Consider the following 25,017-nt stretch of genomic DNA (forward strand, 5'->3'; position numbering starts at 1 on the left):
GTGGTCGCACGGCGGGAGTCCCTATCATTTTGCGAGATGAGGGGGTACACCCGGTACTCTGTTCTGCGGAACGACCACACCTCCCACGCGGGAGAGGTGCGTCCACTTCCACGGGGCCTTAGCTCAGTTGGTAGAGCGCTGCCTTTGCAAGGCAGATGTCAGGAGTTCGAATCTCCTAGGCTCCACATGTAAATGCCCTCCGACCTGCGAAAACGCAGTGTCGGAGGGCATTTTTCATGTCCGCGGGAAGGGGCGGGTCACCGGGTTGCCGGGCCTCGGCCGGGCGCCGGACAACCTGTCAGACGCCGCGGTCCCCGGGTGAGTTTCCCGCGGGGGCAGGGCGGCTGTTGCGGCCGGATCCGCCGCGCAGCAGGACGGCGATCACGGCGCACAGCACGGCGCAGACCGCGGCGAGGCCCCACAGGACGGTGTGGAAGGCGCTGTCGTAGGACCGGGCGAGGAAGCGGACGAAGCCCTCGGTGTCCACCGCCCCGGACAGTTCGGCGGCCCGGGCGAGGTCGCCGCCCGCGGCCCGGGCGGCGACCAGGTCCGCGTGCGAGGCGCCGGCGTGGTCGCCGATGCCGTTGTCGACGCGGGTGCCGAGCGCCGTGGCGAGGGCCGAGCCGTACACCGCCACGGCGATGGCCTCGCTGCCCAGGCGCAGGGTGTTGAGGAAGCCCGCCGCCATGCCGGCCTTGGCCGGGTCGATCAGCTCCAGTGCCTGACCGTCGACGAGGCCGGCCGACAGGCCCATGCCGGCGCCGGTGACGAGCATCGGCAGGGCGACGGCGAGGATCTTCACGTCGGGGGAGAACAGTGTGAGCGCCAGGTCGCCGACGACCAGGCAGCCGAGGCTCACGTGGATCAGGGTGAGCGCGGGGATCCCGCGGGTGACCAGCTTCGCGGCCAGCATCGGGCAGATCAGCACGGGCGCGGTGAGCAGCAGCATGATCAGGCCGGCGGCGGCGGTGTCGCGGCCGGCGGCGGCGGTCAGGTAGCTCGGCAGGTGGCTGAGCAGGGTGACGAAGCCGAAGGACGCGGCGACCGGGACCAGGCACAGGCCGACGAAGCGCCGGTCGCGCAGCACGCTCAGGTCCAGCATGGGGTGTTCCCGGCGGTCCTCGACCACGGCGAAGACCGCGAGGACCGCGAGCGCGGCCGCGAACAGCCCCAGCACGCCCGGGCTGACCCAGCCCCACTGCGAGCCCTGCACGATGGCGGTGGTCAGCAGCACCATGGCGACGACGAACAGTGCGCTGCCCGGCAGGTCGAGGCGCGCACCGCTGCCGCCGTCCGCCGGCACGGCCCCGGCGACGGCGGGCACCGCGAGCAGGACGAGGAGCAGGGCGGCCGCGTGGACCGCGAACACCCAGCGCCAGCCGAGGCCCTGGACGAGTAAGCCGGCCAGCGAGGGTCCGAGCGCCACGCCGACGCCCGCGACGGTGCCGAACAGGGCGAAGGCCCTGGCGCGCGCAGGACCGTCGAACGCGGTCGCGATGATCGCCGCGCCGCAGGAGAAGATCGCCGCGCCGCCGATCCCGGCGAGCGCGCGGGCGCCGTCCAGCCACAGCACGTCGGTGGCGAGGGCGCTGGCCGCCGAGGCCACGGCGTAGACGGCGGCGCCGGCGGCGAAGGCCCTGACCCGGCCGACGATGTCGGCGACGGATCCCCAGACGAGGGTGAAGCAGGCGAAGGCGACGTTGAAGGCGTTCACCACCCACTGGAGGGGGGCGAGGCCTGCCTGGGTGTCGGCCCCGATGCCGGGGAGCGCGACGGCGGTGCCGGAGATCGACATCGGGACGACGAACACCGCGAGGAGTACGGCGGCCAGGGGCAGGGCGCGGCCCGGCCGTCCTGTTGCCCGCACGGGTGGCGCGGCGGGCGGGGTGGTCTGCGTACGCATGGGGGCACCGTTCCGGGTTCGGCCCGGCCGACGGGCGACCAGGTTCGGTTTTGATCGAACCTTAAGCTGGCACATGCGAGAGGTATGATGCAAGCCGTACCTCAGGAAGGAGGGCCGCCATGCCCGACGAGGACGGTCACCCCTCCCGCGAGGAGATGAGCCTTGCGGCCGTGCTGAACGCGCTGTCCGACCCCCTGCGCTACGGCGTCGTGGGCGCCCTGCTGAGGGAACCGGAGGGCACGGCGCGCACCTGCGCTTCCTTCAACCTGCCGGTCTCGAAGTCGACGACCACCCACCACTTCCGGATCCTGCGCGAGGCGGGTCTGGTGCGGCAGGTGGACCGGGGCAACAGCCGGGCGGCGACCCTGCGCCGCGCGGACCTGGACGCGCGCTTCCCGGGCCTGCTGAACCTGATCGCCGCCGATCTCTGACCGACGTCGAGGCCGAGGCCGAGGCGGAGGAAGAGCCCGAGGAAGAGGCCGAGCCCGGCCCGGGCCGGGACCGGACACGAAAAAACCCTCCTGACCGCGCTCGCGCAGGTCAGGAGGGTTTCTCGGGTGCTCAGCGGTCGCGCAGCTCCAGCGTGCAGCACTTCACGCTGCCGCCGGCCTTGAGCAGCTCGGAGAGCTCGACCCCGATCGGCTCGAAGCCGCGCGCCCGCAGCTTGGCGTGGAGGCCGGTGGCAGCGGCGGGCAGGAGCACGTGGCGGCCGTCGGAGAAGGCGTTGAGACCGAAGACGGCCGCGTCCTCGGCGGTGGCCAGGATCGCCGTGGGGAACATCGCGCGCAGGACGGCCTGGCTGCCCTGGGAGAAGGCGGCCGGGTAGTACATGACCTCGTCGTCCGACAGCACGGACAGCGCGGTGTCCAAGTGGTAGTACTCCGGGTTCACCAGCGTCAGCGAGGTGACCGGGAGGCCGAAGAACTCCTGCGCCTCCGCGTGCGAACGCGGGTCCGTACGGAAGCCGGTACCGGCCAGCAGGCGGCGGCCGACGGTGAGGATGTCACCCTCGCCCTCGTTGACGAACTCGGGCCACAGCGTGTCCGTGTAGCCGCGGCCCTCCAGCCACTTCAGGTACGCGGGACCCTCGGCGGTGCGCTCCGCGTGACGGAATCTGGCCCCGAAGACCTTGCCGTCGACGACGGTGGCGCCGTTGGCCGCGAACACCATGTCGGGCAGGCCCTCGATCGGATCTATCTCCTCGACCACGTGGCCGAGTTCGAGGTACAGGTCGCGCAGGCCCTCCCACTGGCTGACGGCGAGCGCGTTGTCCGTGGCGTGCTGCGGGTTCATCCACGGGTTGATCGAGTACGTGACGTCGTAGTGCCGGGGCCGGCACATCAGCAGACGGCGGCGCGTGGCCACCCGCGTGGGGCTCTCGGAGCGATAGAGGGCGCCGGCGGGGGTGATGGAGTCGGTGAGCGGCACGAGGGCTCCTTCTCATGGGGTGGCGATGGAAGCCCGGCTGCCCGAGGGATGGCCGGGCCGGCCGGATGTGTGTGACGCAGCTGATTACGTCGGGCCCATGGAAATGGCGTCCGGCATTGACCGGAAGCAGGGGAGAACACCGGCCAATCAAAGCGCCCGCCAGGCCCTCGTCCGAGTTGATTGTCCGTGCCGCGGGCGCCTTCCGGGCAATCGGACGCTGCCGTGGAATGTGGACATCACCCGGGAGGCAACGCAAGGACGAGAACCGTCCTGCCTGACCGTACGAACCTGTCCACCTGTTCCATCTGGAGGTACTTCCATGGCGCATCGCAATGTCGAACTGCTCGCAGTCGGTGCAGGCCCGGCGAACCTGGCGCTGGCGGTCGCCGTCGAGGAGCTCGCACCCGAGCTGGCCGGTGACACCCTGCTGATAGAGCGCGAGCAGGACATCGTGTGGCAGCGGGGAATGCTGCTGCCCGACGCGCTCAGCCAGGTCTCCTTCCTCAAGGACCTGGTCACCATGCGCAATCCGACCAGCCGATTCTCCTTCGTCAATTTCCTGCACTCCCAGGAGAGGCTCGACGCCTTCGTCAATCTGGCGAGTTTTGTTCCCTACCGCAGCGAGATATCCGAGTACCTGCAATGGGTCGCCAATGAACTGGAGACGGTGCAGGTCGAATACGGCCGCGAATGCGCCGGCGTCGAGGCCGTGACGGGCGACGACGGCGAGCTCTCCGGCTGGCTGGTCACCCTTGCCGACGGCGACACCATCGGCTGCCGCTACCTCGTGATCGGCGCGGGCCGTGACGCCCACGTCCCCGCCGTGTTCGACGGTCTGCCGGCCGAACGCGTCATCCACAGCACCCAGTACACGCAGCGCATCGCCGACGTGCGGGCCGACCTGCCGCACCGCGTCGCGGTGATCGGCGGGGCGCAGAGCGCGGCCGAGCTGTTCGGCGCCGCGCTGCGGGACCTGCCGGAGTGCAAGCCGACGATGATCATGCGCTCCATCGGCCTGAACGGCTACGAGAGCAGCAAGTTCACCAACGAGCTCTACTACACGTCCTTCATCGACGAGTTCTACGGATCCTCGCCCGAGGCCCGCCAGCAGCTGCTCGGAGAGATGTACCGCTCCAACTACGGCGGCCTCTCCCCCGCCACCCTCGACGGCCTGTACCGGCAGTTCTACCAGGACCGCCGCTCCGGCCAGGAGCGCCTGGCGATCCACCCCATGACGGACGTGACCGGCGCCCGCATGGACGGCGACGAGGTGGTCCTCACCCTCGTCGACCGCAAGTCCGGAGCCGAGCGGGAGATGCGTACGGACCTGGTGCTGCTGGGCACCGGCTTCGTCCGAGAGATGCCGTGGGCGGTCAAGGCCCTCGCGCAGTCGATCGGCCTGGAGGAGATCAACGTGAGCCGGCGCTACCGGCTCGACCTGGGCCGCCCCGCGACCGGCGCCTGCTACCTGCAGGGCGTCAACGAGGCCACCCACGGCATCGCCGACTCGCTCCTCAGCGTGCTCGCGGGCCGCTCCGCCGAGATCACCCAGGACATCCTCGCGCACCGCCGGACCCGGTCCGCGGAGGTCCCGGCCCCGCGCGAACTCGCCTTCGCCGGCGCGGTCTGAGGACCGCGCACCCCCACGAGCCGTACCCGCCCGACGAGGAGAGACCCACCCCCATGCTCACCAAGCAACTCGACCGCGCCGGACTGACGCACGAGAACGGCCTGGACGCCCAGCGGCTGCTGCCCTGGCCCGAGCTCAACGCCCCCTTCGAGGGGTCCTGGTGCGTGATCCGCCCCGGCACCGCCTCGACGGCCCACGCCCACCACGAGTACGAGATCTTCATCGCCGTCGCCGGCTCCGCCGTCCTGGAGTCGGAGGGCGTCCGCAAGCCCTTCGTGACCGGGGACATCGTCCACTTCACCCCGGGCTCCGAGCACCGGGTGATCAACGAGTCCGACGCGGACTTCGAGATGTACAGCGTCTGGTGGGACCTCGACATGACACAGCGGTTCGCAGCTCGCCACGAAGGAGCCCAGGCATGACACGCCGTACGGTCATCATCGCGCCGCCGCCGACCCCGAACGGGGACCTGCACACCGGGCACCTGGCGGGCCCGTACCTGGCGGGCGACGTGTACGCACGCTACCTGCGGGCCTCGGACCGGCCGGTGATCTTCACCAGCGGTACCGACGACAGCCAGACCTACGTGGTGGCCAGCGCCGCCCGCGCCGGTCTGACCCCGGAGGAGCTGGCCCTGCGCTCCGCGACGCAGATCCGCGCCACCCTGGAGGCGGCCGGCATATCCGTCGACGGCTTCGCCCCCTTCGACAAGGGCTACCGCCAGACCGTCATCGACTTCGTCACCGACCTCCACAGCGAGGGCGCGTTCCGTCTGAAGACGGTGCTGCTGCCGTACGTCGAGGCCACCGGCGAGTACCTGATGGAGGGCCTGGTCGCCGGCGACTGCCCGGTGTGCCTGGTGGAGAGCCGCGGCGGCCTCTGCGAGTCCTGCGGACACCCCAACAACTTCGACGAGCTGCTGCGTCCCCGCTCCACCGTCGACCCGGACGCCGTGGTCACGCACCGCGAGGCGCAGATCCTCGTCCTGCCGATGGAGGAGTACCGGGACCGCCTCGCCGACTACTACGTCAGGCACCGGGACGTGCTGCGGCCGCACACCGCGCAGCTGGTCCGTGAGGCGCTGGACCGGCCGCTGCCGGACTTCCCGATCACCTATCCGACCGCGTGGGGCATCCCGGCGCCGTTCACCGAGACCCCGGGCCAGGTCCTCAACGCCTGGGCCGAGGGCATGGCCGCCTCGATGTACTGCACCTGGTACGCGGCCGAGCAGCTCGGTGAGCACACCGACCGCTTCGACGAGCACTGGCTGTCCGAGCACGGCATCGACCTCGTGTACTTCCTCGGATTCGACAACGTCTACTTCTGGGGAATGACGCACCTGGCGCTGCTGATGGCGCACGGCGACCGGTACGTCGAGCCGCACGCCATCGTGTCGAACGAGTTCTACGAACTGGAGAACCAGAAGTTCTCCACGAGCAAGGGCCACGTGGTCTGGGCCGCCGATCTGGTGGCCGAGGTACCGCGCGACCTGGTGCGCTTCTACCTGGCGCTGACGGCGCCGGAGCACTCCCGCACGAACTTCAGCCACGAGGCGCTCGACACCCTGTCGAGCTCCCGGCTGGTCCAGCCGTGGAACCGGCTCGCGGGCCGGCTGGACGAGCTGCTCGCCGGACTTCCGGCGGACGCGCTGCTGCCGGTCTCCCCGACCGGCGCCGAGGAGGCGGGCATCGTCGTCGGACGGTTCCGCTCCCACTACGAGCTGGAGAGCTTCAGCCTCCACCGGGCGGCGGACCTGATCGTCGTGCACCTCGACCGGCTGCTGGGCCAGGCGGACCGCGCGTCGGCGGAGGTCCCGACCGACCTCGGAGACCTCGTCCTCGCCGTCCGGACGCTGACCGCGTGCGCCGCTCCGCTGCTCGTCGACCTCGCGGCCCGTGCCGAACGGTCCGGGGCCGACCTGACCCTCCCGGCCGGCGCCTTCCCGGCCGAGCCCGTCGCCGTGCTGCGACTCCCCCGCCTGTCCACCGCGGTCGGGGCCTTCGAGCCCGTGGCCGTGCCGGCCGACATCCGAGCCTGACCTCCGAGGAGCACTGTGTCCACGATCGCCCCGCCCCGTCCCAATCGGGCAGAACGCCTGCTCATCCCCGCGACCTTCATCACCAACCTGGGCAACGGCATCCAGCTCACCGCCGCCTCGTACCTGGTGTTCACCGAAGCCAACACCATGCTCGCGGTCAGCTGGCTGATGATCGCCGTCACCATCCCGCAGGTGGCGCTCTCGTTGTTCTTCGGCAAGCTCGCTGACCGCTTCGACCGCCGCACCCTGGCGATGATCTCCGACCTGGCCAGCGCGGCCGCGGCGATCGGCCTGCCGATCTGGCTGGCCCTCGGCGGTAACCCCTCGACCGTCAGCTACGTCGCCAGCTTCATCCTGTCGATCTCCGCGGCCCTCTTCTTCCCGGCCAGCAACGCCCTGATCAAGGAGCGCATCCCGGAGTCCCGGCTCGCCCAGTTCAACGGCAACGCCGAGATCGCCATCCAGGCCGGCACGCTCGCCTCGGCGGCCCTCGGCGGCTGGGTGATCGTCTGGGTCGGCACCACGTCGCTCTTCTACTTCAACGCGATCACGTTCCTGCTCTCCGCGGTCCTGCTGTTCTTCATCGGCCGCCGCCCGGCCGGCCAGGCCGTCACCGAGGCCGCGGCCAAGGCCGCTTCGGCCGCCGCCGCCCGCCTGTCCGCCGCCCGCCCGCCGCTGGCCCGTCTCGCGCTGCTGTACATCATCGGCAACATCGTGATCATCGTCGGCAACAGCATCATGCTGGTCCTGGTCATCGAGGGCTTCAAGTCCAACGCCGGCTACCTCGGCATCGTCGACGCCCTGTTCGGCATCGGCGCCCTGTTCGCGGCCTGGGCCTTCAAGAAGATCAGCTCCAAGGCCACCGTGCTGAAGACGGCCCTCATCGGCTACCTCGCCTTCGCGGTGCTCCTGTCCATGGAGTCCATCCACCTCTACGCCATGATGGCCGTCATCCCCTTCGCCGCCATCGCCTTCTGCGTGGCCCGCATCTCGGCCCGTACCGCCCTGATGAGCGCGGCGCCCGAGGAGAAGACGGGCTTCGTCTTCGGTGCCACCAACGCCTTCGGCCTCGCCGCCGGCACCATCGCCGTCGTCCTGATCTCGCTCCTGGTCGACTCCACCAACGTGAGGAACGGCTTCTACGCCCTCTCCGTCCTGGTCGTCGTCATCGCCTCGCTCACCGTCCTCTCGCTGCGCAAGCACGACCGTGAGGTCGCCGCCGCCGAGGCCGCCGCGCAGTCCGAGTCCGTCACCGGGGCCGCCGGGGCCGCGATCACCGAGCCCGCCGCCGCCGAGGCCGCCGCCGAGGTCCGCGAGCCCGTCCCGGCGAAGGTCTGAGGGGGGTCGGCACAGATGAAGCTGCTCGCCATCGAGGCCAGCCAGAACGCCACCTACTACATCTCGCGCTACCAGCAGGTCGAGGCCCTCGGGGCCGAGGTCCACGTCCTCAACGGCATAGGCACGGAGGACTTCTGGGACGCGGACCGCTACCGGATCGCCGGCTCCAAGCACATCGAGGACATCGTCACCGCCGCCAAGGTCTGGCACGCGGAGGAGGAGTTCGAAGGGGTCCTGACCTTCTCGGAGTCCGGGGTCGTCACGGTGGCGGTCGTTGCCGAGGCGCTCGGCCTCCCGAGCATCGGCTTCGAAGCCGCCCGGACCAGCCGCAACAAGTACCTGATGCGCCAGGCGCACGAGCGCGGCAGCGCGGCGCACCCCGGCTTCCGGTACGCCCCCGACGTGGAGGCGGCGCTGACCGCCGGTGAGGAGCTGGGCTACCCGCTGATCCTCAAGCCCACCCTGGGCGCCGCCAGCAACTTCGTGTTCAAGGTCGACGACCCCGAGGAGATGCGGGCCCGCTTCGCGGACGCCACCTCGGGCATCGAGACCATGACCTGGGCCCTGATGGAGGCCGACGGCCTGGACCTGGGCCCGAACGGGATCATCGTCGAGGGCTACCTCGACGGCCACGAGCACCTCATCGAGGCGCTGGCCTGGGACGACGAGGTCTACCTCGGTTCCATCGTGGACCGGATCACCGTCGAGAGCGGCACCTTCGACGACGACGTCCACCACGCGCCCAGCTCGCTGACCCCCGAGCAGGTCGCTGCCGTCCACGAGGTCGTCAGGGACGCCGCCCACGCCCAGGGCCTGCGCCGGTCCGTCCTGCACGCCGAGGTGCGCTTCCACCAGGGCAGGCCCTTCATCCTGGAGATAGCGATCCGTCCCGGCGGCGGCGGTCTCGACCACATGGCGCGGATCAGCGCCGGCCACGACCCCATCCGGTGCGTGTCGGACGTGGCGCGCGGCATCCAGCCGGACGTCTCCCACTACTCGCCGACGGACGTGCACACCGCCGCGATGTGCCTGATCAGCGGGGCGGGAACGGTCGAGTCCATCGAGGTGCCGACCGAGGTCGCCGAGGACCCCGCCCTGTTCTTCCTCAAGATCACGGCCACGGCGGGAACCGTCATCAAGCGCCCGCCGGCGGGCAACAACATCCTCGGCTTCATCGGCGCCACCGGTACCTCCCTGACGGAGGCGCTGACCGCCGCGCACATCGCGGCCGGCCGCATCACCACCGCGATGAGGCCGGAGCATGGCTGAGACCCCGCGGCGCACGGCCACCAGGCGGCACTACCTGATGTGCCGGCCGACCCACTTCGAGGTGACCTACGCGATCAACCCGTGGATGAACCCCGACAAGCCGATGGACGCCGGCCTGGCGCTGGCCCAGTGGGAGCGGATCCGCGACCTCTTCCTCGGCTTCGGACACGAGGTCTCCTTCATCGACCCGGCCCCGGGCCTGCCGGACATGGTGTTCTCCGCCAACGGAGCCACCGTGGTCGACGACAAGGTGCTGATCGCGAAGTTCCGCCACCAGGAGCGGGCGGCCGAGGCCGACGCCTACCGGGCCTGGTTCGAGGGCCACGGCTACACCGACATCCGCCTCCCGCAGTACGTCAACGAGGGCGAGGGCGACTTCGCCCCCGCCGGCCGGCGGATCCTGGCCGGCGCCGGATTCCGCAGCGACCCCGGCGCGCACGAGGAGCTCCGTGAGTTCTTCGGCCTGCCGGTGGTCGGCCTGACCCTGACCGACCCCCGCTTCTACCACCTGGACACCGCACTGTTCGTCCTCGACGACGACCTGGTGGCGTACTACCCCGCCGCCTTCTCCGAGGAGAGCCGGGAGGTGCTGCGGGAGCTGTACCCGGACGCGGTCATCGCCACCCGCGAGGACGCCGACGCCTTCGGCCTGAACGCGGTGAGCGACGGCCTGAACGTGGTCCTGACGGAGACCGCCACCCACCTGATCGACGAGCTGCGCGAGCGCGGATTCCGCCCGCACGGCGTGGACATGTCCGAACTGCTGAAGGCCGGAGGCGCGGTGAAGTGCTGCACCCAGGAGATACGACACCAGTGATCGACTACGACGGCAGAAGTTTCCGCAACACCGGCTACCCGTCGGACCAGGACGCCCCCGTCGGCCACTACCGCCAGGAAGGCGACCTGCTCTGGGCCGACTTCGACGGAGGCGACGTCCGCAGGGGCTCCCTGAACGGGCGCGTCGAGCCCGACGGAAACCTCGAATTCGCTTACACGATGGTCCTCGCGGACGGACAGGTGGTCGCCGGCAGGTGCTGGAGCACCCCCGAGTTCCTCGACGACGGACGGATCCGGCTCAACGAGCGCTGGGAGCGCTACGGAGCCCACTCGGACAGCGGTGAATCCGCACTGGAGGAGGTACCGAGATGACCCCGCCCACCACCCCGCTCCGCGGGGGCAGCGTGACCTGGGCCTGCACCAGCGGCTTCAGCCCGGTCTTCATCTTCCCCTTCACCCCGGGCGAGTACTACGGGGTGGCCAACCTGCACGAGTTCCAGACCCTGATGTACCGCCCGCTGTACTGGTACGGAACCGGCGGCCAGCCGACGGTCGACTACGGGCGCAGCCTCGCCGAGCCCCCGCAGTGGAGCGAGGACGGCCGCACGGCGACGATCACCATCAAGCCCTACACGTGGTCGAACGGCGAGAGCGTCAACGCCGACAACGTGATGCTGTGGATGCACCTCCTGGAGGCCGAGAAGGACAGCTTCGGCGGATACACGCCGGGCTTCTTCCCGGACAACCTCTCCGGCTACGAGAAGGTCGCCGAGGACAAGGTCAGCTTCACCTTCGACCGCGCCTACTCGCACAACTGGGTGCTGATGAACCAGTTCAGCACCATCACCCCGCTGCCGAAGGCCTGGGACCGCACCGGCGACGACCGGCCGGCCGACGCCACCCACGACCCGGCGCAGGCCTCCGCGGTCTACGCCTACCTGCGGGCCTGCAACGACGAACGCAAGGGCTGGGACACCAGCCCCGTCTGGAGCGTTGTCAACGGACCCTGGAAGCTGAGCAGTTACACGATCGACGGCGTCTCGGGCGAGGCCGTCCTGGTGCCGAACGAGACGTACTCCGGTACCGACAAGCCCTACCTGGACGAGTTCCGGCTGGTGCCCACCGGCTCGGACACCGAGCAGTACGAGATGCTCCGCCGCGGCCCCGAAGCCCCGGACGGCGTGCAGATCGGCTTCCTCCCCTTCGACGAGGTCACCGAGCCGGCCGAGGACCCGATGCTCGGCGGACCCAACCCGCTCGGCGAGCACTACGACCTGGTCCCCCAGCTCACTTACAAAATCCATTACTTCCCGATCAACTTCAACAACCCGACGGTCGCCGGAAAGATCTTCAAGCAGCTCTACTTCCGCCAGGCCCTCCAGTCCTGCCTCGACTCCCGGGGCGCCATCCGCGACGTCTACAAGGGCTACGGCTACCCGACCACCGGGCCGATCCCGGCCCTGCCGGACAGCCCGCTGCTCTCACCCGCCGCGCACGAGGACCCGTACCCCTTCGATGTCGAGGCGGCCCGTGCCTTCCTGACGGAGAACGGCTGGGACACCGGCACCACCCCTGCGCTCTGCGTCCGCGAGGGCACCGGGCCCGGAGAGGCGGGCGAAGGCATCCCGGCCGGCACCCCGCTGCGGTTCTCGATGCGGTACGCCCAGGGGCACGAGACGCTGACCGCGGTCATGCGCAAGTTCGCCGCCGACGCCGCGAAGGCGGGCATCGAGATCGTGCTCACCGAGGTCGAGGCGAGCGTCCTGGTCCTGGAGGACACCACCTGCACCCCGGGTCCCGACAGCCCCTGCCTGTGGGAGTTCAGCGACTGGAACGGCGGCTGGGGATACGGTCCCGGCTTCTACCCCACCGGCGAGGCCCTGTACTCGACCGGATCCTCGGTGAACTTCGGCAGTTACAGCGACCCGAAGGCGGACGAGCTGATCGCCCGCACCGTCGTCAGCGACGACCTCGAGGACCTGTACGCCTACCAGGACTACATCGCGCAGCAGGTCCCGGTCATCTGGATGCCCAACTTCCCCTTCCGTCTGCTGGAAGTGGCCAACAACCTGAAGGGCGTGGCTCCGATCAACCCCTTCGGACTGATCAACCCCGAGGACTGGCACTACGTCGGCGAGGTGCTCTGATGTACCAACGGCTGATCGACCTCCTCGACACCCGTCAGGCCCGCTACCGGCTGATCGACCACGCGGCCGAGGGCCGCACCGATCTGGCGAGCGTCCTGCGCGGCCATCCCCTGGACCAGGCCGCCAAATGCATCGTCGTCCGCGTGAGCATCACCAAGCGGGTCGGCAAGTACGTGCTCGCCGTGGTTCCCGGCGACCGGCAGGTCGACCTGGAGGCGGTCGGCGCGCTGTTCGGCGGCGGGCGGACGGCCTTCGCGACGCCCGAGATCGCCGAGCGCCTGGCCGGCAGCGTCTGCGGCACGGTGATGCCGCTCAGCTTCCACCCCGATCTGCACCTCGTCGTCGACGAGAGCCTGATCCTCACCGAAGAGATCTATTTCAACGCGGCCCGCCTGGACCGCTCCGTGGCCCTGTCCACCCCCGACTACCTGGCCATCGCCCAGCCGCAGCTCGCGGCGATCGCGACGGCCGGCGCCCGGGTCCTGACCCACTCCGCGAGGTGACGAAGATGACTGATGACGCCAGCAGGACCGACGACGGCGTGGTGATCCTGGTCGGCAGCGGACAGCGCGCCTACCGCGAGTACCTGCTCGCCGGCGCCTCCCGGCGCCGCCCGATCTGGATCCTGGACGCCGCCGACCCGACCTGGCAGCAGGAGTACGTGCTCGGCTCCACCACGGTGGAACTGCTCGACCGCGAACGCCTGGTGCCCGACACCGAAGGGCTGATCAGGGCCGCCGAGGCGGTGGCCGCCGAGCACCGCGTGGTGGGCGTGTTCAGCTACGACGAGACGCTCGTGGTGACCACTGCCCTGATAGCCGAGCGGCTCGGACTGCCCGGCCTGACCTCCAGGGGCGCGGACAACTGCCGCAACAAGCACAACACCCGGCAGCTGCTGACCGCCGCCGGACTGCCCCAGCCGCACTTCGCCTACGTGACCGGCGCCGACGAAGCCCTCGCCACCGCCGACTCCTTCGGCTACCCGGTCGTCCTCAAGCCCCGCGGCATGGGCGCCAGCATCGGTGTCATCCGGGTCGACGACGCGGCCGGGGTCCGGGCGGCCTTCGAGGTCGCGGACTCCGCCAGCCGCGGCGGCAACAGCGACTACGAGGGCGGGGTGCTGGTCGAGGAGTGCGTCATGGGCCCCGAGATCAGCATCGACGGACTGGTCTTCGACGGTGACTGGACCCCGCTCTTCCTCGCGCACAAGGAAGTGGGCCTGGCGCCCTACTTCGAGGAGACCGGACACGTGGTCAGCGCCACCGACCCGTTGCTCTTCGACGAGGAACTGCTGGGCGTCCTGCGGGACGCCCACCGGGAACTGGGCATCGGCTACGGGATCACCCACACGGAGGTGAAGCTCACCACCCGCGGCCCGGTGATCATCGAGGTGAACGCCCGCCTCGGCGGCGACCTCATCCCCTACCTCGGCAGCCTCGCCACCGGCGTGGAGCCCGGGGAGCTGGCCGCGGACGTGGCCGCGGGCGTCCGCCCCGAGTGGACACCGACGCAGTCCCGCACCGTCGGCATCCGCTTCCTGTACCCGCCGCAGAGCGGCACGGTCGGCTCGGTCGACGTACCCACCGCCCCGGATGTGCCGGGGCTGCTGGAGACGAACGTGATGGTGGCGCCGGGGGTGACGCTCCTGCTGCCGCCCGAGGGCTACCTCAGCCGCTACGCCAACCTCATCTGCGCCGGCGACACCGTCCTGAGCTGCGAGGAGTCCCTCGCCAAGGCCGCCGCGCTGACCACGATCGTCCTCGACAGCTGACCCGTAGGCACAACGAAAACGGAAGGGAGGTGTGTGATGTCGACGAGGGTGACGGTGGTGGGCGGCGGTGTGATCGCCCTGCTCACGGCGGTCGAGTGCGTGCTCGACGGACACAGGGTCACGGTGGTGGACCAGGGCCCCATCCCGCACAGCAGAGCCACCTCTTTCGACCAGCACAGGATCCTGCGGGCCCTGCACCCAACGGACCCGCTGACCACGGCGGCCGCACTGCGTGCGCACCGCCGCTGGGTCGAACTGGAGGAGCTGTTCCTGACGCGGTTCTACGAGCAGGTCGGATCGCTCACCGTGCTGCCGCCGGCAGCGGCGGCGGACGCGGTGGCCATGCTCGCGGACGCCGGAGGGCGCGTCAGGGAACTCACCGCGGCCGGCCTGGCCGACCGCTATCCGCACCTGCACGTGGGCGGCGGCCTCGGCGCGGTACTGGAGGACGAGGCGGGCGTACTGCTCGCCGAGCGGGTCCTCGCCGCCTGCGTCGGCTGGCTGAAGTGGCAACGGGGCATCGACCTGATCGAGCACCGGGCCGTGACCGCCGTCGACGGCGAGAGCGGCAGCGTACGGCTGGTCGACGGACGGGTGCTGCGCAGCGACGCGGTGCTCATGGCCGTGGGCCCCTGGTCCCGGGACCTGCTGCCGCAGAGCATCTCCGAGCGGCTGACCCTGTACCGGCAGTCCCTCCTCTACTGCCGGGTTCCCCGGCACCAGGCGCAGGCCTGGGCGGCCACACCCGCCATACCGGCCCTCGGCACCGAGGGCGGAGCCTGGCTGATCCCGCCGGTGGCGGGCACGGCCCTGAAACTCACCTCGGCCACCGCCTGCCGGACGGTGGACTCGATCACCGACTACGCCACCGACCCGTACTGGCAGCGCAGGCTGGAGAAGGAGTTCGGGGACCTGCTGCCCGGCTTCGGCCCGGCCTGGGTCACCGCGGCGAAGGACGCGTACTACTCCTCCTTCGCCGAGACCGGCGGCCCGCTGCTGGTCGGCCTCGGCGGCGCGGGATTCGCGTACGCGGCCTGCGGTGGCACATCCTTCAAGTTCGCGCCGCTCATCGCGCGGTCGCTCGCCGACCGGCTGACCGGCAGGAGTCCGTCGCCGACCGGCCTCGGTGCGCTCGACGGGCCACCGCTGGACGTCCACACCCCGCAGCTCGCGGGGCTGTGAACCGGCGGCCCGGGGTGAAGGAGCAGGCAGTGGCAACGGTGGACGACGTACGGCGGCTCGCGCTGAGCCTGCCGAGGACGCAGGAGCACCTGATCCGGGACCGGGTGAAGTTCCGGATCGGCTCGATCGTCTACCTCGCCCTGTCCCGGGACGAGAGCGAACTGGGCTTCGCCTTCCCCAAGGAGGAGCGTGCGGCGCTCGTCGCCGCCGAACCGGCGAAGTTCTTCCTGCCGCGCGAGTCCGATCTGCGCTTCAACTGGGTGGAGTCCCGCCTCGGGGCCCTGGACCCGGACGAGCTGACGGAACTGGTCACCGAGGCCTGGCGGATGGTGGTGCCCGCCAAGGTCGCCCGCGCGCACCTGGACCCGCCCGCCGCCACGCCGCTGCCGCCCGCGCCGTCCCTGGACGAACTACGGGCCGCCGCCGAGGTGTTCAACGGCTTCGCGGGTGTGGACCGGAGCTGGCACGCGCTGCGCGAGGAGACCGGCCGGGCCCTGGACCTCTCGCTCGGCGCGCACCGCACCGCCCTGCACCGCTGGCTGAACTCATGGGGCTGCCGCATCCGTTACCCGCGCGAGGGCGAGCCCGACACGTTCGGCGCGGGGCTCGCCGCATGGGGGGAGCGGCACACTCTGGCGCACACGCCGCTCGCCCGGCTCACCGCGCGGGAGATCTCCCGGTTCGCCGCGGCGTACGAGGAGCTGGCGGCGCTGCCGATCGGCCGCCGCAGCCTCGGCCCGACCGCCGCGTCCAAGGCGCTGTACGCGCTGCGGCCCGACTCGGTCATGCCGTGGGACGCGGCCATCGCGCAGCGGCTGCACGGGGCCCGCGACGGGGCCGCCTTCGCCCGGCACCTGGAGCTCGGCCGGGCCTGGGCGCGTGCGGCGCTGGAGGAGAGCGGCGGGCTGCGGGAGGCGGACCTGTGCGCCGGGATCGGCCGGCCCGAGGTGTCCCTCGCCAAGATCCTCGACGAGTACCTCTACATCACGATCACCCACGCGGCGGCGGCGGCGGACGCCCGAAGGGCCGCCGACCCGGCGCAGCGGGCAACGACACCACCCGCGCCCTGATCGGCGGCCTCCCGGGGAAGGGCCGGTCCTACCTCGACTGGCGTACGTGCGCCCCGGCCCGCGCCGCCGCGGGCACCGGGTCCTCCTCGGTCGGGTCCGGCTGCGTCAGCGCGTACGCCCGGGCCATCGGCGTCAGCCCGTACTGCCCCGGCAGGTCGGAGTGGTCCAGCAGCCCCGCGTCGAGGAGCCGTTCGAGGAGGTCCTCCACCGGCTGCGCGGACCGCTCGACCAGCATGGCGAGCGCGTCCGCGGACTCGTACACCACGTTGTCGACGGAGGGCGGGTTGTCGGAGCCGGCGAACTGGCGCAGCATCAGCCGGGCCCACGGGGTCAGCAGCCGGTAGGCGCTGTCCAGGCGGGTGCTCAGCGCGTCGTCCCCCACCTGCAGCCGGGCCAGGAAGCGGCCGGACGCCCGCTGTCCGCCGGGGCCGTCCTGTCCGTCCTGCCCGCCCTGCCCGTCGCCGAGCAGCTCGGACACGGAGTCCTGGAGCATCCACTCGGGCCGGGCCGCGATGCGCCGGCCCGCCAGGTTGAGCGCCAGCGGCAGGTCCCCGCAGGCGTCGGCGAGGCGCAGGCAGGCGCGCGGCTCGGTGCCGACGCGGTCCGAGCCCAGCAGCCGGGCCAGGAGCTCCATCGACTCGTCACGGTCCAGTGCGGTGAGCCGGATCCGGCCAATTCCGTCGAGGCCCAGTAGCCGCGACCGGCTGGTGATGATGATGCGGCTCTCGGGCGCCGCGATGAGAAGTTCCCGGATCTGACGCTCGTGCTGGACGCCGTCCAGCACCACCAGCAGCCGCCGTCGGTTGAGCAGCGAACGGTACAGGCCGATTCTCTGGCCGGGATCGCTCGGGATCCGGTCGGTGGGGATGCCGAGCGCCTCCAGGAAGCCGCCGGCGATCCCGGCGGCGTCCTTGCGTCCGTCCGCGGCCGGGTCCAGGTTCGCGTACAGCTGCCCGTCGGGCAGGTTCACGGCCAGTTCGTGGGCGAGCCGCAGGGCGAAGGCGGTCTTGCCCACCCCCACCTGCCCGCTGATCACCAGGGGCGCCGCGGGGCTCTGTCCGTCGTACGAGGGGGCGGTCAGCGCCCGGGCCCGCTGGAGCAGTTCACGCCGTCCGACCAGGGGCTGGGCCTCCATCGGCAGCTGTGAGGGCGGCGGCAGCACGGCGCGTACGTCGGCGGCGCGCAGCTCGTTCTCCTGGTGCTGCTGCACGGCCTTGACGGCCGGCCGGGCCGTTCCGTCGTCCCCCTCGGCGCGGGCCGCCTCGTGCCAGCGGCGCTCCCAGGTGGCGCGGTCGCCACCGCACGCCTCGGCGAAGGCGAGGGCCACCTGAAGGGTCGGGAGGCGGTATCCGGCGGCCGCGTCGGAGAGCACGGACGCGGAGAACATGGCGCGTGTGGCCATGTCACGGTAGCCGGGACTGCCCGCCGCGGTCCGCAGCCTGCGCAATTCCCGGGCGAACGCGGTGACTGGTCCGGCATCGGGGGCCAGTGGTCTCTCCAGTCTTCCCACACTCTGCTCCTTCGGTACTCGCTGTGTGTGCTGCCTGCTCTGGGCCGCCCGTGAACTGTCCGTGTCGCCCTTCCTGATCTGCTACCGGATGCTTACCGCGTGCGAGGGGTAACCCCTATGATCCGGTTGGCATGACCTGGCCAGGGGTCTTGTTCTTTGGGGGTGGATGTCCGATGCCGGGGGCGGATGCGGAATCCGGGGAGAGACGGAATGGGGCACCTGTGGGGGACAGGCTGCGCTTCAACGTCCTCGGATCTCTTGAGGGTTGGAACGACGAGGTACGGCTGAGGCTGGGGGGAGCGATACAGGAACGGGTCCTGTGCATGTTGCTGCTCGAAGCCGGCCGGGTGGTGCCCGTAGCACGGCTGGTCGAGGCGACCTGGGAGAAGGACCCGCCGGTGACCGCGGCGCACCAGGTCCGCAAGGCCGTCGCCGACCTGCGGCGGCGGATACCCACCGGCACCGAGGTGATCGCCACCGACGGGCCGGGATACCGCGTGGTGGTGGCGGACGACCAGGTGGACCTCCTGGAGTTCGGCGCGCTGACCAGGGCGGCGGCCCAGGCCCTGCGGGAAGGCGCGCAGTCCGCGGCCGCCGAGGCGCTGCGGGCCGCCCTCGCACTGTGGCGGGGCTCGGTCCTGTCCGGGACGGGCGGACCGGTGATCGAGGCCGCCGCGACCGCGCTGGAAGAGCGCCGGCTCGCCGCCGCCGAGCAGTTCTTCGACCTGTGCCTCGCCCTCGGCGAGAGCGGCGAACTCATCTCGGGCCTGCGCGCCCTGATCACCCAGCACCCGTTGCGGGAGACGCTGCGCGGCCAGCTGATGCTCGCCCTGTACCGCTCCGGGCGGCAGGCCGAGGCGCTCAAGGAGTACGGGGAGGTCCGCGGGCTGCTCGTGGACGAGCTCGGGATCGACCCGGGACCCCGGCTGGCCAGGCTGTACGAGGCGATCCTGCGGGACAGCCCCGAGCTGGCCGCGCCCGAACGGCCGGCGCCGGTGGCCGCGGTGCCCGTACGTCCGGCTCCCGAGCCGGTCGTTCCCGTGACTCCGGCTCCCGAGCCGGTCCTTCCCGTACCGGCGGTGTCCGAAGGCGCCGTTCCCGAAGCCCCGTCCCCGGCGGAACCGGCACGGGAGGCACCGGGGACGCGGGCCGCGCCGGCCGACGCCCCGTGCACCCTGCCGCACGACCTGCCCGACTTCACCGGCCGCGCCAAGGAACTGGCCGAGCTCTTCGACTACGTGCAGGACGAGGGCCGGGGCAGCGACCGGTACGCCCGGATCGTGGCCATCGACGGCATGGGCGGCATGGGCAAGACGACCCTGGCGGTGCGCGCCGCGCACCGGCTGGCCGACCGGTATCCCGACGGGCAGCTCCACATCGACCTGCACGGATTCACCCCGGGCCGGGCTCCGGTGACGCCGGCCGCCGCGCTCGACAGCCTGCTGCGGACCTTCGGGACCCCCGGCGACCGGATTCCCGAGGACCTGGAGGGGCGCACAGCCCTGTGGCGGTCGCTGCTGGACGGCCGGCGGATGCTGCTGCTGTTCGACAACGCGGTCGACGCGGCGCAGATCAGGCCCCTGCTGCCGGCCTCGCCGGGCTCCCTGGCCCTGATCACGAGCCGGGGGCGGCTGCTGGACCTGGACGGCGTCGAGTGGGTGTCGATCGGGATGATGGAGCCCGAGGACAGCACCAGCCTGATGGCGGAGACCCTGGGCACGACCCGGGTGGCCGCCGAGCCGGCGGCCTCCGCCGAACTGGCCGAGCTGTGCGGCCATCTGCCGCTGGCACTGCGGATCGCGACCGCGCGGCTGCGCAACAGGCCGCGCTGGACGGTGCGTTATCTCGTCGAGCGGCTGCGCGACGAGAAGCGCCGGATGGACGAGCTCAGTTCGGGCGAGCGCAGCGTCGCGGCGACCCTTCGCCTGTCGTACCTCGCGATGGACGAGGAGTACCGCACCGCGTTCCGCATCCTCAGCCTGTACCCGTGCGCAGGCACCGACGTCTACTCGGCGGCCGCGCTCCTCGGTACGACCGTCCGTGACGCGGAGGACGCTCTGGAGTTCCTGCTCGACGTGCATCTGGTCCAGCAGCCCGACATCGGTCTCTACACCTTCCACGACCTGGTGCGCAGTTTCGCCCAGAGCCTGCGGGGCTCGGCGACGGCGGACGACGACGCGGAGGCCGTCGAGCGGCTGCTCGGCTACTACCTGACGACCTCGGACGCGGCCTGCGAGGTGCTGTTCCCGGGCCGCGAGCGCCGGCCCACCGGTCTCCCGCCCTACCAGGGCGAACGGCCGGCCTTCCGGCTGGCCGATCAGGCGGTGCGGTGGTTCGACCGGGAGCAGGCGGGACTCCTGGCGGCCGCGTCCCTCGCCGAGCGGTCCGGCCACGACAGGTACGCGGCCTGTCTGAGCCGCAACGTCGGCTTCCACCTGCACACGCACGGACAGCTGGACGAGTTCTGGAGCGTCGGCCATCTCGCGGTGGCCGCCGCCCGGCGGCTCGACGACCCGGCGCTCCTCGGCATCAGCCTGGCCAATCTGGGCGCGGCCTGCTGGAAACTCGGCCGCTTCGAGGAGGGGCTGGAGGTGGCCACGGAGGCGCGCGACACGGCGGTCCGCGTCGGGGACCGGCACACCGAGGCGCACAGCGAGGCGACCATCGGGCTGCTGATGTCGATGCTCGGGAGGTACGAGGAGGCCCTGCCCCTGCTGGAGCGGTCGCTCACGATGGCCGGGGAACTGGGCAACCCGCGCGAGGAGGCCGAGAGTCTCACCATGCTCAGTACGTTGTACGAGCGGTGGGGCCGGTTCCAGGACGCGGCCGCCTGCGCCCGCAGGGCGATCGAGATCGACCGGGACCTCGGCTACCGCAGCAACGAGATCATGGCCCTGGCCGATCTGGCCTTCGCGCAGGTGGGCCTCGGCGAGTACACGGACGCGCACGAGACCCTCAAGCGCGCCCGCGACCTGTGCGACGAGACGAGGTCGCCGGGGGACGTCGCCCTCGTGTTCGCGGTGTCCGCGCAGGTGGCGCAGGAGCGGGGGGACGGCACACAGGCCCGTGCGTTCGCCGAGCGGGCCCTGCTCCTCGGCCGTACGAGCGGCGCCCCCATCCGGCTCGCCAAGGTCGAGAACGTGCTCGGCCGGCTCCACATGACGTGGGGGGAGTACGAGGAGGCGCTGGCCCTGCACGCACACGCCCACAAGATCGCGGCGCCGATGAGCTTCCGCGCCGAGGAGGCGTCCGCGCTGGTGGGTCTGGCCCGTGCGGCCGACGCCCTCGGGGATTCCCCGACGGCGGCCGTGCACCGCGCTGCCGCCGAGGAATTATTCGAGTTCATGGACCTGCCGGACCACCGCAGGACGTACTGAGCCCGCACATGAACGTGCCCCGCACCGGATCCCGGGTGCGGGGCACGTTCATGTCGTACGCGGCAAGCGGCCGGCCTAGCGGGGGGACGGGACCGGGGTCGGGGCGGGGGAGGCGATGCCCGGGCCGCGGTCGTCCGCCAGGACCTGGTAGCCGGAGGGCTGACCGGCGTCCGCCGGGCTGACCGTCACACCGACTCCGATCGCCAGAGCCGCCGCGATGATCCCGATCAGTCCAGCCAGCTTGCTGCGCATGTGAGGAACCCCCTGGTGTGTACCCGGTGCGGCTCCCCCCGTGGTGCGGCGGCCGCTCTCGACAGGACAAAGACTGGAGGAGGCCCTTACCGGTCCGTTCCCCTCTCGATACCGCTCGCGGGAACGGGCAGGGAACGGCCGTTACCGGTCCGTTCCCGCTCCGGTTCCGTGGCCGCCGCGATCCGGGATCCCCGTGCGCCGACCAGCACGTCCGTCCGTGTGGTGCCCGATTCGTACCCGGCCAGATCCAGCAGGGCCCGTACCGTCGAGCGGATTCCGGCCTGCTCCGCGTCGCGGAGCGGCGGGGCGCTTCCCTCGGGGGCGATGTCGGCCACCAGGTGCATGCCGTCGACGGTCAGGGTGTCCACCCGGAACTTGGCGCCGGTCAGGAACTCTTCGACGAGATAGGGGGCCGAGTGCCGGGCGGTGACCGCCTGTTCGGCCCAGCGGGTGAGCCCGGCCCGGTCGTGTACCGCAACGGTCCACCAACATCCCGCTTTGTCGGCCGACTTGATGACCACGGGCAGGGGGAATTCCTCCGCCAGCGAGCACGCCTCGGTGACGGTCTGCGCCTCCTCGGCCCGTACGGCCGAGGTCCGGCTCTCGTTGAGGATGCGCCGGATCGTCACCGCGTCCGGCAGCCGGCCCGGCGGCCTGCCGCGGCTCGCGGTGAGCTCCCGCAGGACCTCCTCGGCGGCGGCCGCGGCCGAGCGGCCGAGACCCTTCTCCAGATCGCTCGCGAGGTAAAGGATCTGCCCGATCCCGTGCTCGAGGACCGTGTCCGTCAGCAGGGCGCGCAGGGCGGCCGCGTCGTCGAAGTCCACCCGCAGGAGTCTCTGCGGGGGCACCCCCGGGAGCGGCAGCGCGTCCGCCGGCCGGGGTGCGGCGTCCGTCACCACCCAGATGTCCAGGCCCGCCACGGTCGCAGCGTTCACGAGCCCGGGTCCGGGCCTGACCAGAACTACCCGCTCCGCGGCCTGTCTGATGATCACAGAAATCTCCTCCATCGTGTCTCACGAGGGTGGTGTCGGGCTTTACCGGTCCGTTCCCGGCACGTTCCCGGGCCCGGTGACGGCGTACGGGCCACGTGTCCCCCGGACGGCCCGGTCGCGGGGCCGTCGGACGCCCGGTGCAGGACAGTGGAAGGAGGTACTGATACCAGGGGGCAGCATCACGCCGGAGGCGTACAGACATGGGACTCTTCGACTTCCTGAAATCCGACAAGAAGAAGGCGCACGACGCCGACGAGAAGGCGAAGGAGCAGGCGCAGCAGCAGGCCGGGGAGGCACGGAGGCCTCCCGCGGGTTCGGCGGCCGACGCCGCCTCGGCCACCCGGGCCGCTGCCGAGCGCATGGCGGCCGCCGCACCGCCCAGGCCCGCCCCCGCGACCCCGACCCCCACGTCCGCCGCGCACAAGGCGGTGCCCGCCGCGCCCAGGCCGGCCGTGATGCCGAAGCCGGGGGCCGCGTCCTCCGCCGCGCCGGGTGCCATGCACACGCCCACGCCCCATTCGGCCGCGCACAAGGCGGTACCGGCGGCCCCGATGCCCAAGCGGGTGCCCGGGGCGATGCCCGGACCGGCGCCCACCGCCGGGAAGCGCAGGTACACCGTCCAGCCCGGTGACTCGCTTCCCGCGATCGCCCGTCGCGAGCTGGGCAACGAGGCCCGCTGGCGCGAGCTCTACGCCATGAACCAGGGCGTCGTCGGCTCCAGTCCGGACCTCATCCGCCCGGGCATGGTCATCGACCTCCCCGGCGGCTGACGCCCCGCGCACACCGAAGGGGCCCCGATCCGGTGCGGGATCGGGGCCCCTTCGGTGTGCGCGGGGCGTCAGAGCTGCTTGTCCTCCGGGCCCGACTCCGCCTCACGCTCCTTCTCCGCCAGCTCGTCGTCGAAGCTCGCCGCCGCCGCGTCGCGGGCCGGAACCTCGGTGGCCGCCGACGGTTCGACGAGCCAGTCCGGATTCGACTGCTGGTCCCACCACTTCCACGCCGCGACGGCGACGCACGCCAGTACGCCGACCAGTGCGGCACCGCGCAGGATCTTGCCGTTGCGCTCGCGCCGCCGGTGACGCCGCACCAGCTTCTGCACTTCCTTGGCCGTCACCTGGCCGCGCAGCGCCGCGATGGCCGCCGTCGACCGTGACGCGGCCTCCTCGGCCATGGGAGTGGCCGCCGCGATCGCGCTCTCGATCTTCGGCTGCGTGTAGTCGGCCGCCTGCCGCGCCGCCCGGCGCGTCTGGTGCACCGCCTGCGTCGCCGCCCGGTCGACGGGGGGCGGGACATGGGCCCGCGCCGCCTTGAGACGGGGATGCAGATGGCAGTCGTAGGTCGTCCGGGCGTGCTGGGCGGCACTGGTCGCCGCGTACGACATCTTGGGCGCCAGCCGCTCGTTCGCTTCATGGGCGTAGTGCACCGCGGCATCCCTGGCGGATTCCGCGTACGGTGCCACCACTTCCGTCGCATGCCGCACACTCTCCCTGGCGCTCTCGGCTGCCAGGCGCATGCTGTCCTTGCCGGTCACGGGATCCTCCTCCTCGGTGGCGGACACAGTTCACCTTTCCACCCTTTGTCGGATCATGCCTGCCATATCGCGGACAGGCATGCGTGACAGGGCATACGGGTGGAGGATTTCAGTGCCGCGGAGCGCTCCGTGCGACCATCTGGACCGACAGTGATGACTATGGAAGGCAGATCCGTGGCCGAGAAGCTCTACGCCACCCTGAAGACGACCCACGGCGACATCGAGATCGAGCTGCTGGAGAACTTCGCTCCGAAGACCGTCCGGAACTTCGTCGAGCTCGCCACGGGCACCCGCGAGTGGACCCGCCCCACCGACGGACAGAAGACCACGGACCCGCTGTACGACGGCACCGTCTTCCACCGTGTCATCAGCGGCTTCATGATCCAGGGCGGCGACCCGCTGGGCAACGGCACCGGCGGTCCCGGCTACCGGTTCGCCGACGAGTTCCACCCCGACCTGGCCTTCACCAAGCCCTACCTGCTCGCCATGGCCAACGCCGGCCCGGGCACCAACGGCTCGCAGTTCTTCATCACCGTCGCGCCCACCGCCTGGCTGACGCGCAAGCACACCATCTTCGGCGAGGTCACCGACCCGGCCAGCCGGAAGGTCGTGGACGCCATCGCCGGCAGCGCCACCAACCCGCGCACCGAGCGCCCCCTGGACGACGTGATCATCAAGTCCGTGGTCGTCGAGAAGCGCTGACCACCACCCGGTCCCCGGCCCGCGCCCGGGAACCTTTCCGCCCCGCTCGTCCGTAGTGGATACGTACCGGACCTGCGGGGCGCACCCCCTGCCTCGCCGC

22 protein-coding genes and 1 tRNA gene are annotated in these 25,017 nt (G+C 71.4%); 17 read left to right on the forward strand and 6 right to left on the reverse strand.

What is annotated here, in order from left to right; genetic code table 11:
• The first annotated feature begins 112 nt into the window (after nt 1-112).
• Nucleotides 113-185 (forward strand) — tRNA-Ala (locus tag OG753_RS21970).
• A 113-nt stretch (nt 186-298) separates the two neighbouring features.
• Here the strand turns inward: OG753_RS21970 and OG753_RS21975 are convergent.
• Nucleotides 299-1,903: an MFS transporter gene (locus OG753_RS21975; RefSeq protein WP_405789762.1), complete on the reverse strand. Its 1,605-nt coding sequence runs from the start codon at nt 1,901-1,903 to the stop codon at nt 299-301.
• Nucleotides 1,904-2,022: 119 nt separating this feature from the next.
• Between OG753_RS21975 and OG753_RS21980 the strand changes: the two genes are divergently transcribed.
• Entirely contained in the window at nt 2,023-2,334 is a 312-nt protein-coding gene (locus OG753_RS21980; RefSeq protein ID WP_327263392.1) for a helix-turn-helix domain-containing protein, read from the forward strand.
• A gap of 130 nt (nt 2,335-2,464) precedes the next feature.
• Here the strand turns inward: OG753_RS21980 and ddaH (OG753_RS21985) are convergent, their stop codons facing one another.
• Nucleotides 2,465-3,331, reverse strand: coding sequence for a dimethylargininase (gene ddaH / locus OG753_RS21985; protein ID WP_383198152.1), 867 nt, complete (start codon nt 3,329-3,331; stop codon nt 2,465-2,467).
• A 319-nt stretch (nt 3,332-3,650) separates the two neighbouring features.
• Between ddaH (OG753_RS21985) and OG753_RS21990 the strand changes: the two genes are divergently transcribed.
• The 12 genes from OG753_RS21990 to OG753_RS22045 are packed head-to-tail and all read left to right on the forward strand — an operon-like array spanning nt 3,651 to nt 16,553.
• Nucleotides 3,651-4,961: a SidA/IucD/PvdA family monooxygenase gene (locus tag OG753_RS21990; RefSeq protein ID WP_327263393.1), complete on the forward strand. Its 1,311-nt coding sequence runs from the start codon at nt 3,651-3,653 to the stop codon at nt 4,959-4,961.
• A gap of 53 nt (nt 4,962-5,014) precedes the next feature.
• On the forward strand, nt 5,015-5,383 hold the full coding sequence (locus OG753_RS21995; protein ID WP_327263394.1) for a cupin domain-containing protein: 369 nt from the start codon (nt 5,015-5,017) through the stop codon (nt 5,381-5,383).
• Entirely contained in the window at nt 5,380-6,999 is a 1,620-nt protein-coding gene (locus tag OG753_RS22000; RefSeq protein ID WP_405789765.1) for a class I tRNA ligase family protein, read from the forward strand. Before OG753_RS21995 ends, OG753_RS22000 begins: the two co-directional genes overlap by 4 nt.
• A gap of 15 nt (nt 7,000-7,014) precedes the next feature.
• Nucleotides 7,015-8,337, forward strand: a complete 1,323-nt coding sequence (locus tag OG753_RS22005) for an MFS transporter (RefSeq protein WP_405789767.1) — start codon at nt 7,015-7,017, stop codon at nt 8,335-8,337.
• 15 nt (nt 8,338-8,352) lie between these two features.
• Complete coding sequence (locus OG753_RS22010) at nt 8,353-9,606, forward strand: ATP-grasp domain-containing protein (RefSeq protein ID WP_327263397.1); 1,254 nt, start codon at nt 8,353-8,355, stop codon at nt 9,604-9,606.
• Nucleotides 9,599-10,423: a dimethylargininase gene (ddaH, locus tag OG753_RS22015; RefSeq protein WP_405789769.1), complete on the forward strand. Its 825-nt coding sequence runs from the start codon at nt 9,599-9,601 to the stop codon at nt 10,421-10,423. Before OG753_RS22010 ends, ddaH (OG753_RS22015) begins: the two co-directional genes overlap by 8 nt.
• A complete protein-coding gene (locus OG753_RS22020) occupies nt 10,420-10,755 on the forward strand; it encodes a hypothetical protein (RefSeq protein WP_327263399.1) in 336 nt (111 codons plus the stop codon). The genes ddaH (OG753_RS22015) and OG753_RS22020 overlap by 4 nt, the downstream gene beginning before the upstream one ends.
• The gene (locus OG753_RS22025) at nt 10,752-12,530 is read left to right on the forward strand and encodes an ABC transporter substrate-binding protein (protein WP_327263400.1); all 1,779 of its coding nucleotides are present in this window, start codon (nt 10,752-10,754) and stop codon (nt 12,528-12,530) included. The genes OG753_RS22020 and OG753_RS22025 overlap by 4 nt, the downstream gene beginning before the upstream one ends.
• Nucleotides 12,530-13,033 carry a YbaK/EbsC family protein gene (locus OG753_RS22030; protein WP_327263401.1) on the forward strand — a complete coding sequence of 168 codons (504 nt, stop codon included), beginning with the start codon at nt 12,530-12,532 and terminating at the stop codon, nt 13,031-13,033. The genes OG753_RS22025 and OG753_RS22030 overlap by 1 nt, the downstream gene beginning before the upstream one ends.
• A gap of 5 nt (nt 13,034-13,038) precedes the next feature.
• On the forward strand, nt 13,039-14,301 hold the full coding sequence (locus tag OG753_RS22035; protein ID WP_327263402.1) for an ATP-grasp domain-containing protein: 1,263 nt from the start codon (nt 13,039-13,041) through the stop codon (nt 14,299-14,301).
• A 36-nt stretch (nt 14,302-14,337) separates the two neighbouring features.
• Entirely contained in the window at nt 14,338-15,483 is a 1,146-nt protein-coding gene (locus OG753_RS22040) for an NAD(P)/FAD-dependent oxidoreductase (protein WP_405789772.1), read from the forward strand.
• Nucleotides 15,484-15,512: 29 nt separating this feature from the next.
• Nucleotides 15,513-16,553 carry an MmcQ/YjbR family DNA-binding protein gene (locus OG753_RS22045; RefSeq protein ID WP_405789774.1) on the forward strand — a complete coding sequence of 347 codons (1,041 nt, stop codon included), beginning with the start codon at nt 15,513-15,515 and terminating at the stop codon, nt 16,551-16,553.
• 28 nt (nt 16,554-16,581) lie between these two features.
• Here OG753_RS22045 and OG753_RS22050 read toward each other — a convergent pair whose 3' ends face one another.
• Complete coding sequence (locus OG753_RS22050; RefSeq protein ID WP_405789776.1) at nt 16,582-18,063, reverse strand: NB-ARC domain-containing protein; 1,482 nt, start codon at nt 18,061-18,063, stop codon at nt 16,582-16,584.
• A 323-nt stretch (nt 18,064-18,386) separates the two neighbouring features.
• On the opposite strand from OG753_RS22050, the gene OG753_RS22055 reads away from it, so the two are divergent.
• Nucleotides 18,387-21,440, forward strand: coding sequence for an AfsR/SARP family transcriptional regulator (locus OG753_RS22055; protein WP_405789778.1), 3,054 nt, complete (start codon nt 18,387-18,389; stop codon nt 21,438-21,440).
• A 75-nt stretch (nt 21,441-21,515) separates the two neighbouring features.
• Here OG753_RS22055 and OG753_RS22060 read toward each other — a convergent pair whose 3' ends face one another.
• A complete protein-coding gene (locus OG753_RS22060) occupies nt 21,516-21,692 on the reverse strand; it encodes a hypothetical protein (RefSeq protein ID WP_327263407.1) in 177 nt (58 codons plus the stop codon).
• 86 nt (nt 21,693-21,778) lie between these two features.
• A complete protein-coding gene (locus OG753_RS22065; protein WP_327263408.1) occupies nt 21,779-22,627 on the reverse strand; it encodes a hypothetical protein in 849 nt (282 codons plus the stop codon).
• Between the two features lie 257 nt (nt 22,628-22,884).
• Between OG753_RS22065 and OG753_RS22070 the strand changes: the two genes are divergently transcribed.
• Nucleotides 22,885-23,454, forward strand: a complete 570-nt coding sequence (locus OG753_RS22070) for a LysM peptidoglycan-binding domain-containing protein (protein WP_401277389.1) — start codon at nt 22,885-22,887, stop codon at nt 23,452-23,454.
• Nucleotides 23,455-23,522: 68 nt separating this feature from the next.
• Here OG753_RS22070 and OG753_RS22075 read toward each other — a convergent pair whose 3' ends face one another.
• Entirely contained in the window at nt 23,523-24,242 is a 720-nt protein-coding gene (locus tag OG753_RS22075) for a DUF5324 family protein (protein ID WP_327263410.1), read from the reverse strand.
• A gap of 147 nt (nt 24,243-24,389) precedes the next feature.
• Here OG753_RS22075 and OG753_RS22080 point away from each other — a divergent pair, with 147 nt between their 5' ends.
• On the forward strand, nt 24,390-24,917 hold the full coding sequence (locus tag OG753_RS22080) for a peptidylprolyl isomerase (RefSeq protein ID WP_327266864.1): 528 nt from the start codon (nt 24,390-24,392) through the stop codon (nt 24,915-24,917).
• The last annotated feature ends 100 nt before the right edge of the window (nt 24,918-25,017 follow it).

The organism is Streptomyces sp. NBC_00029 (assembly GCF_045160505.1).
In the GTDB taxonomy this organism is placed as follows: Bacteria; Actinomycetota; Actinomycetes; order Streptomycetales; family Streptomycetaceae; genus Streptomyces.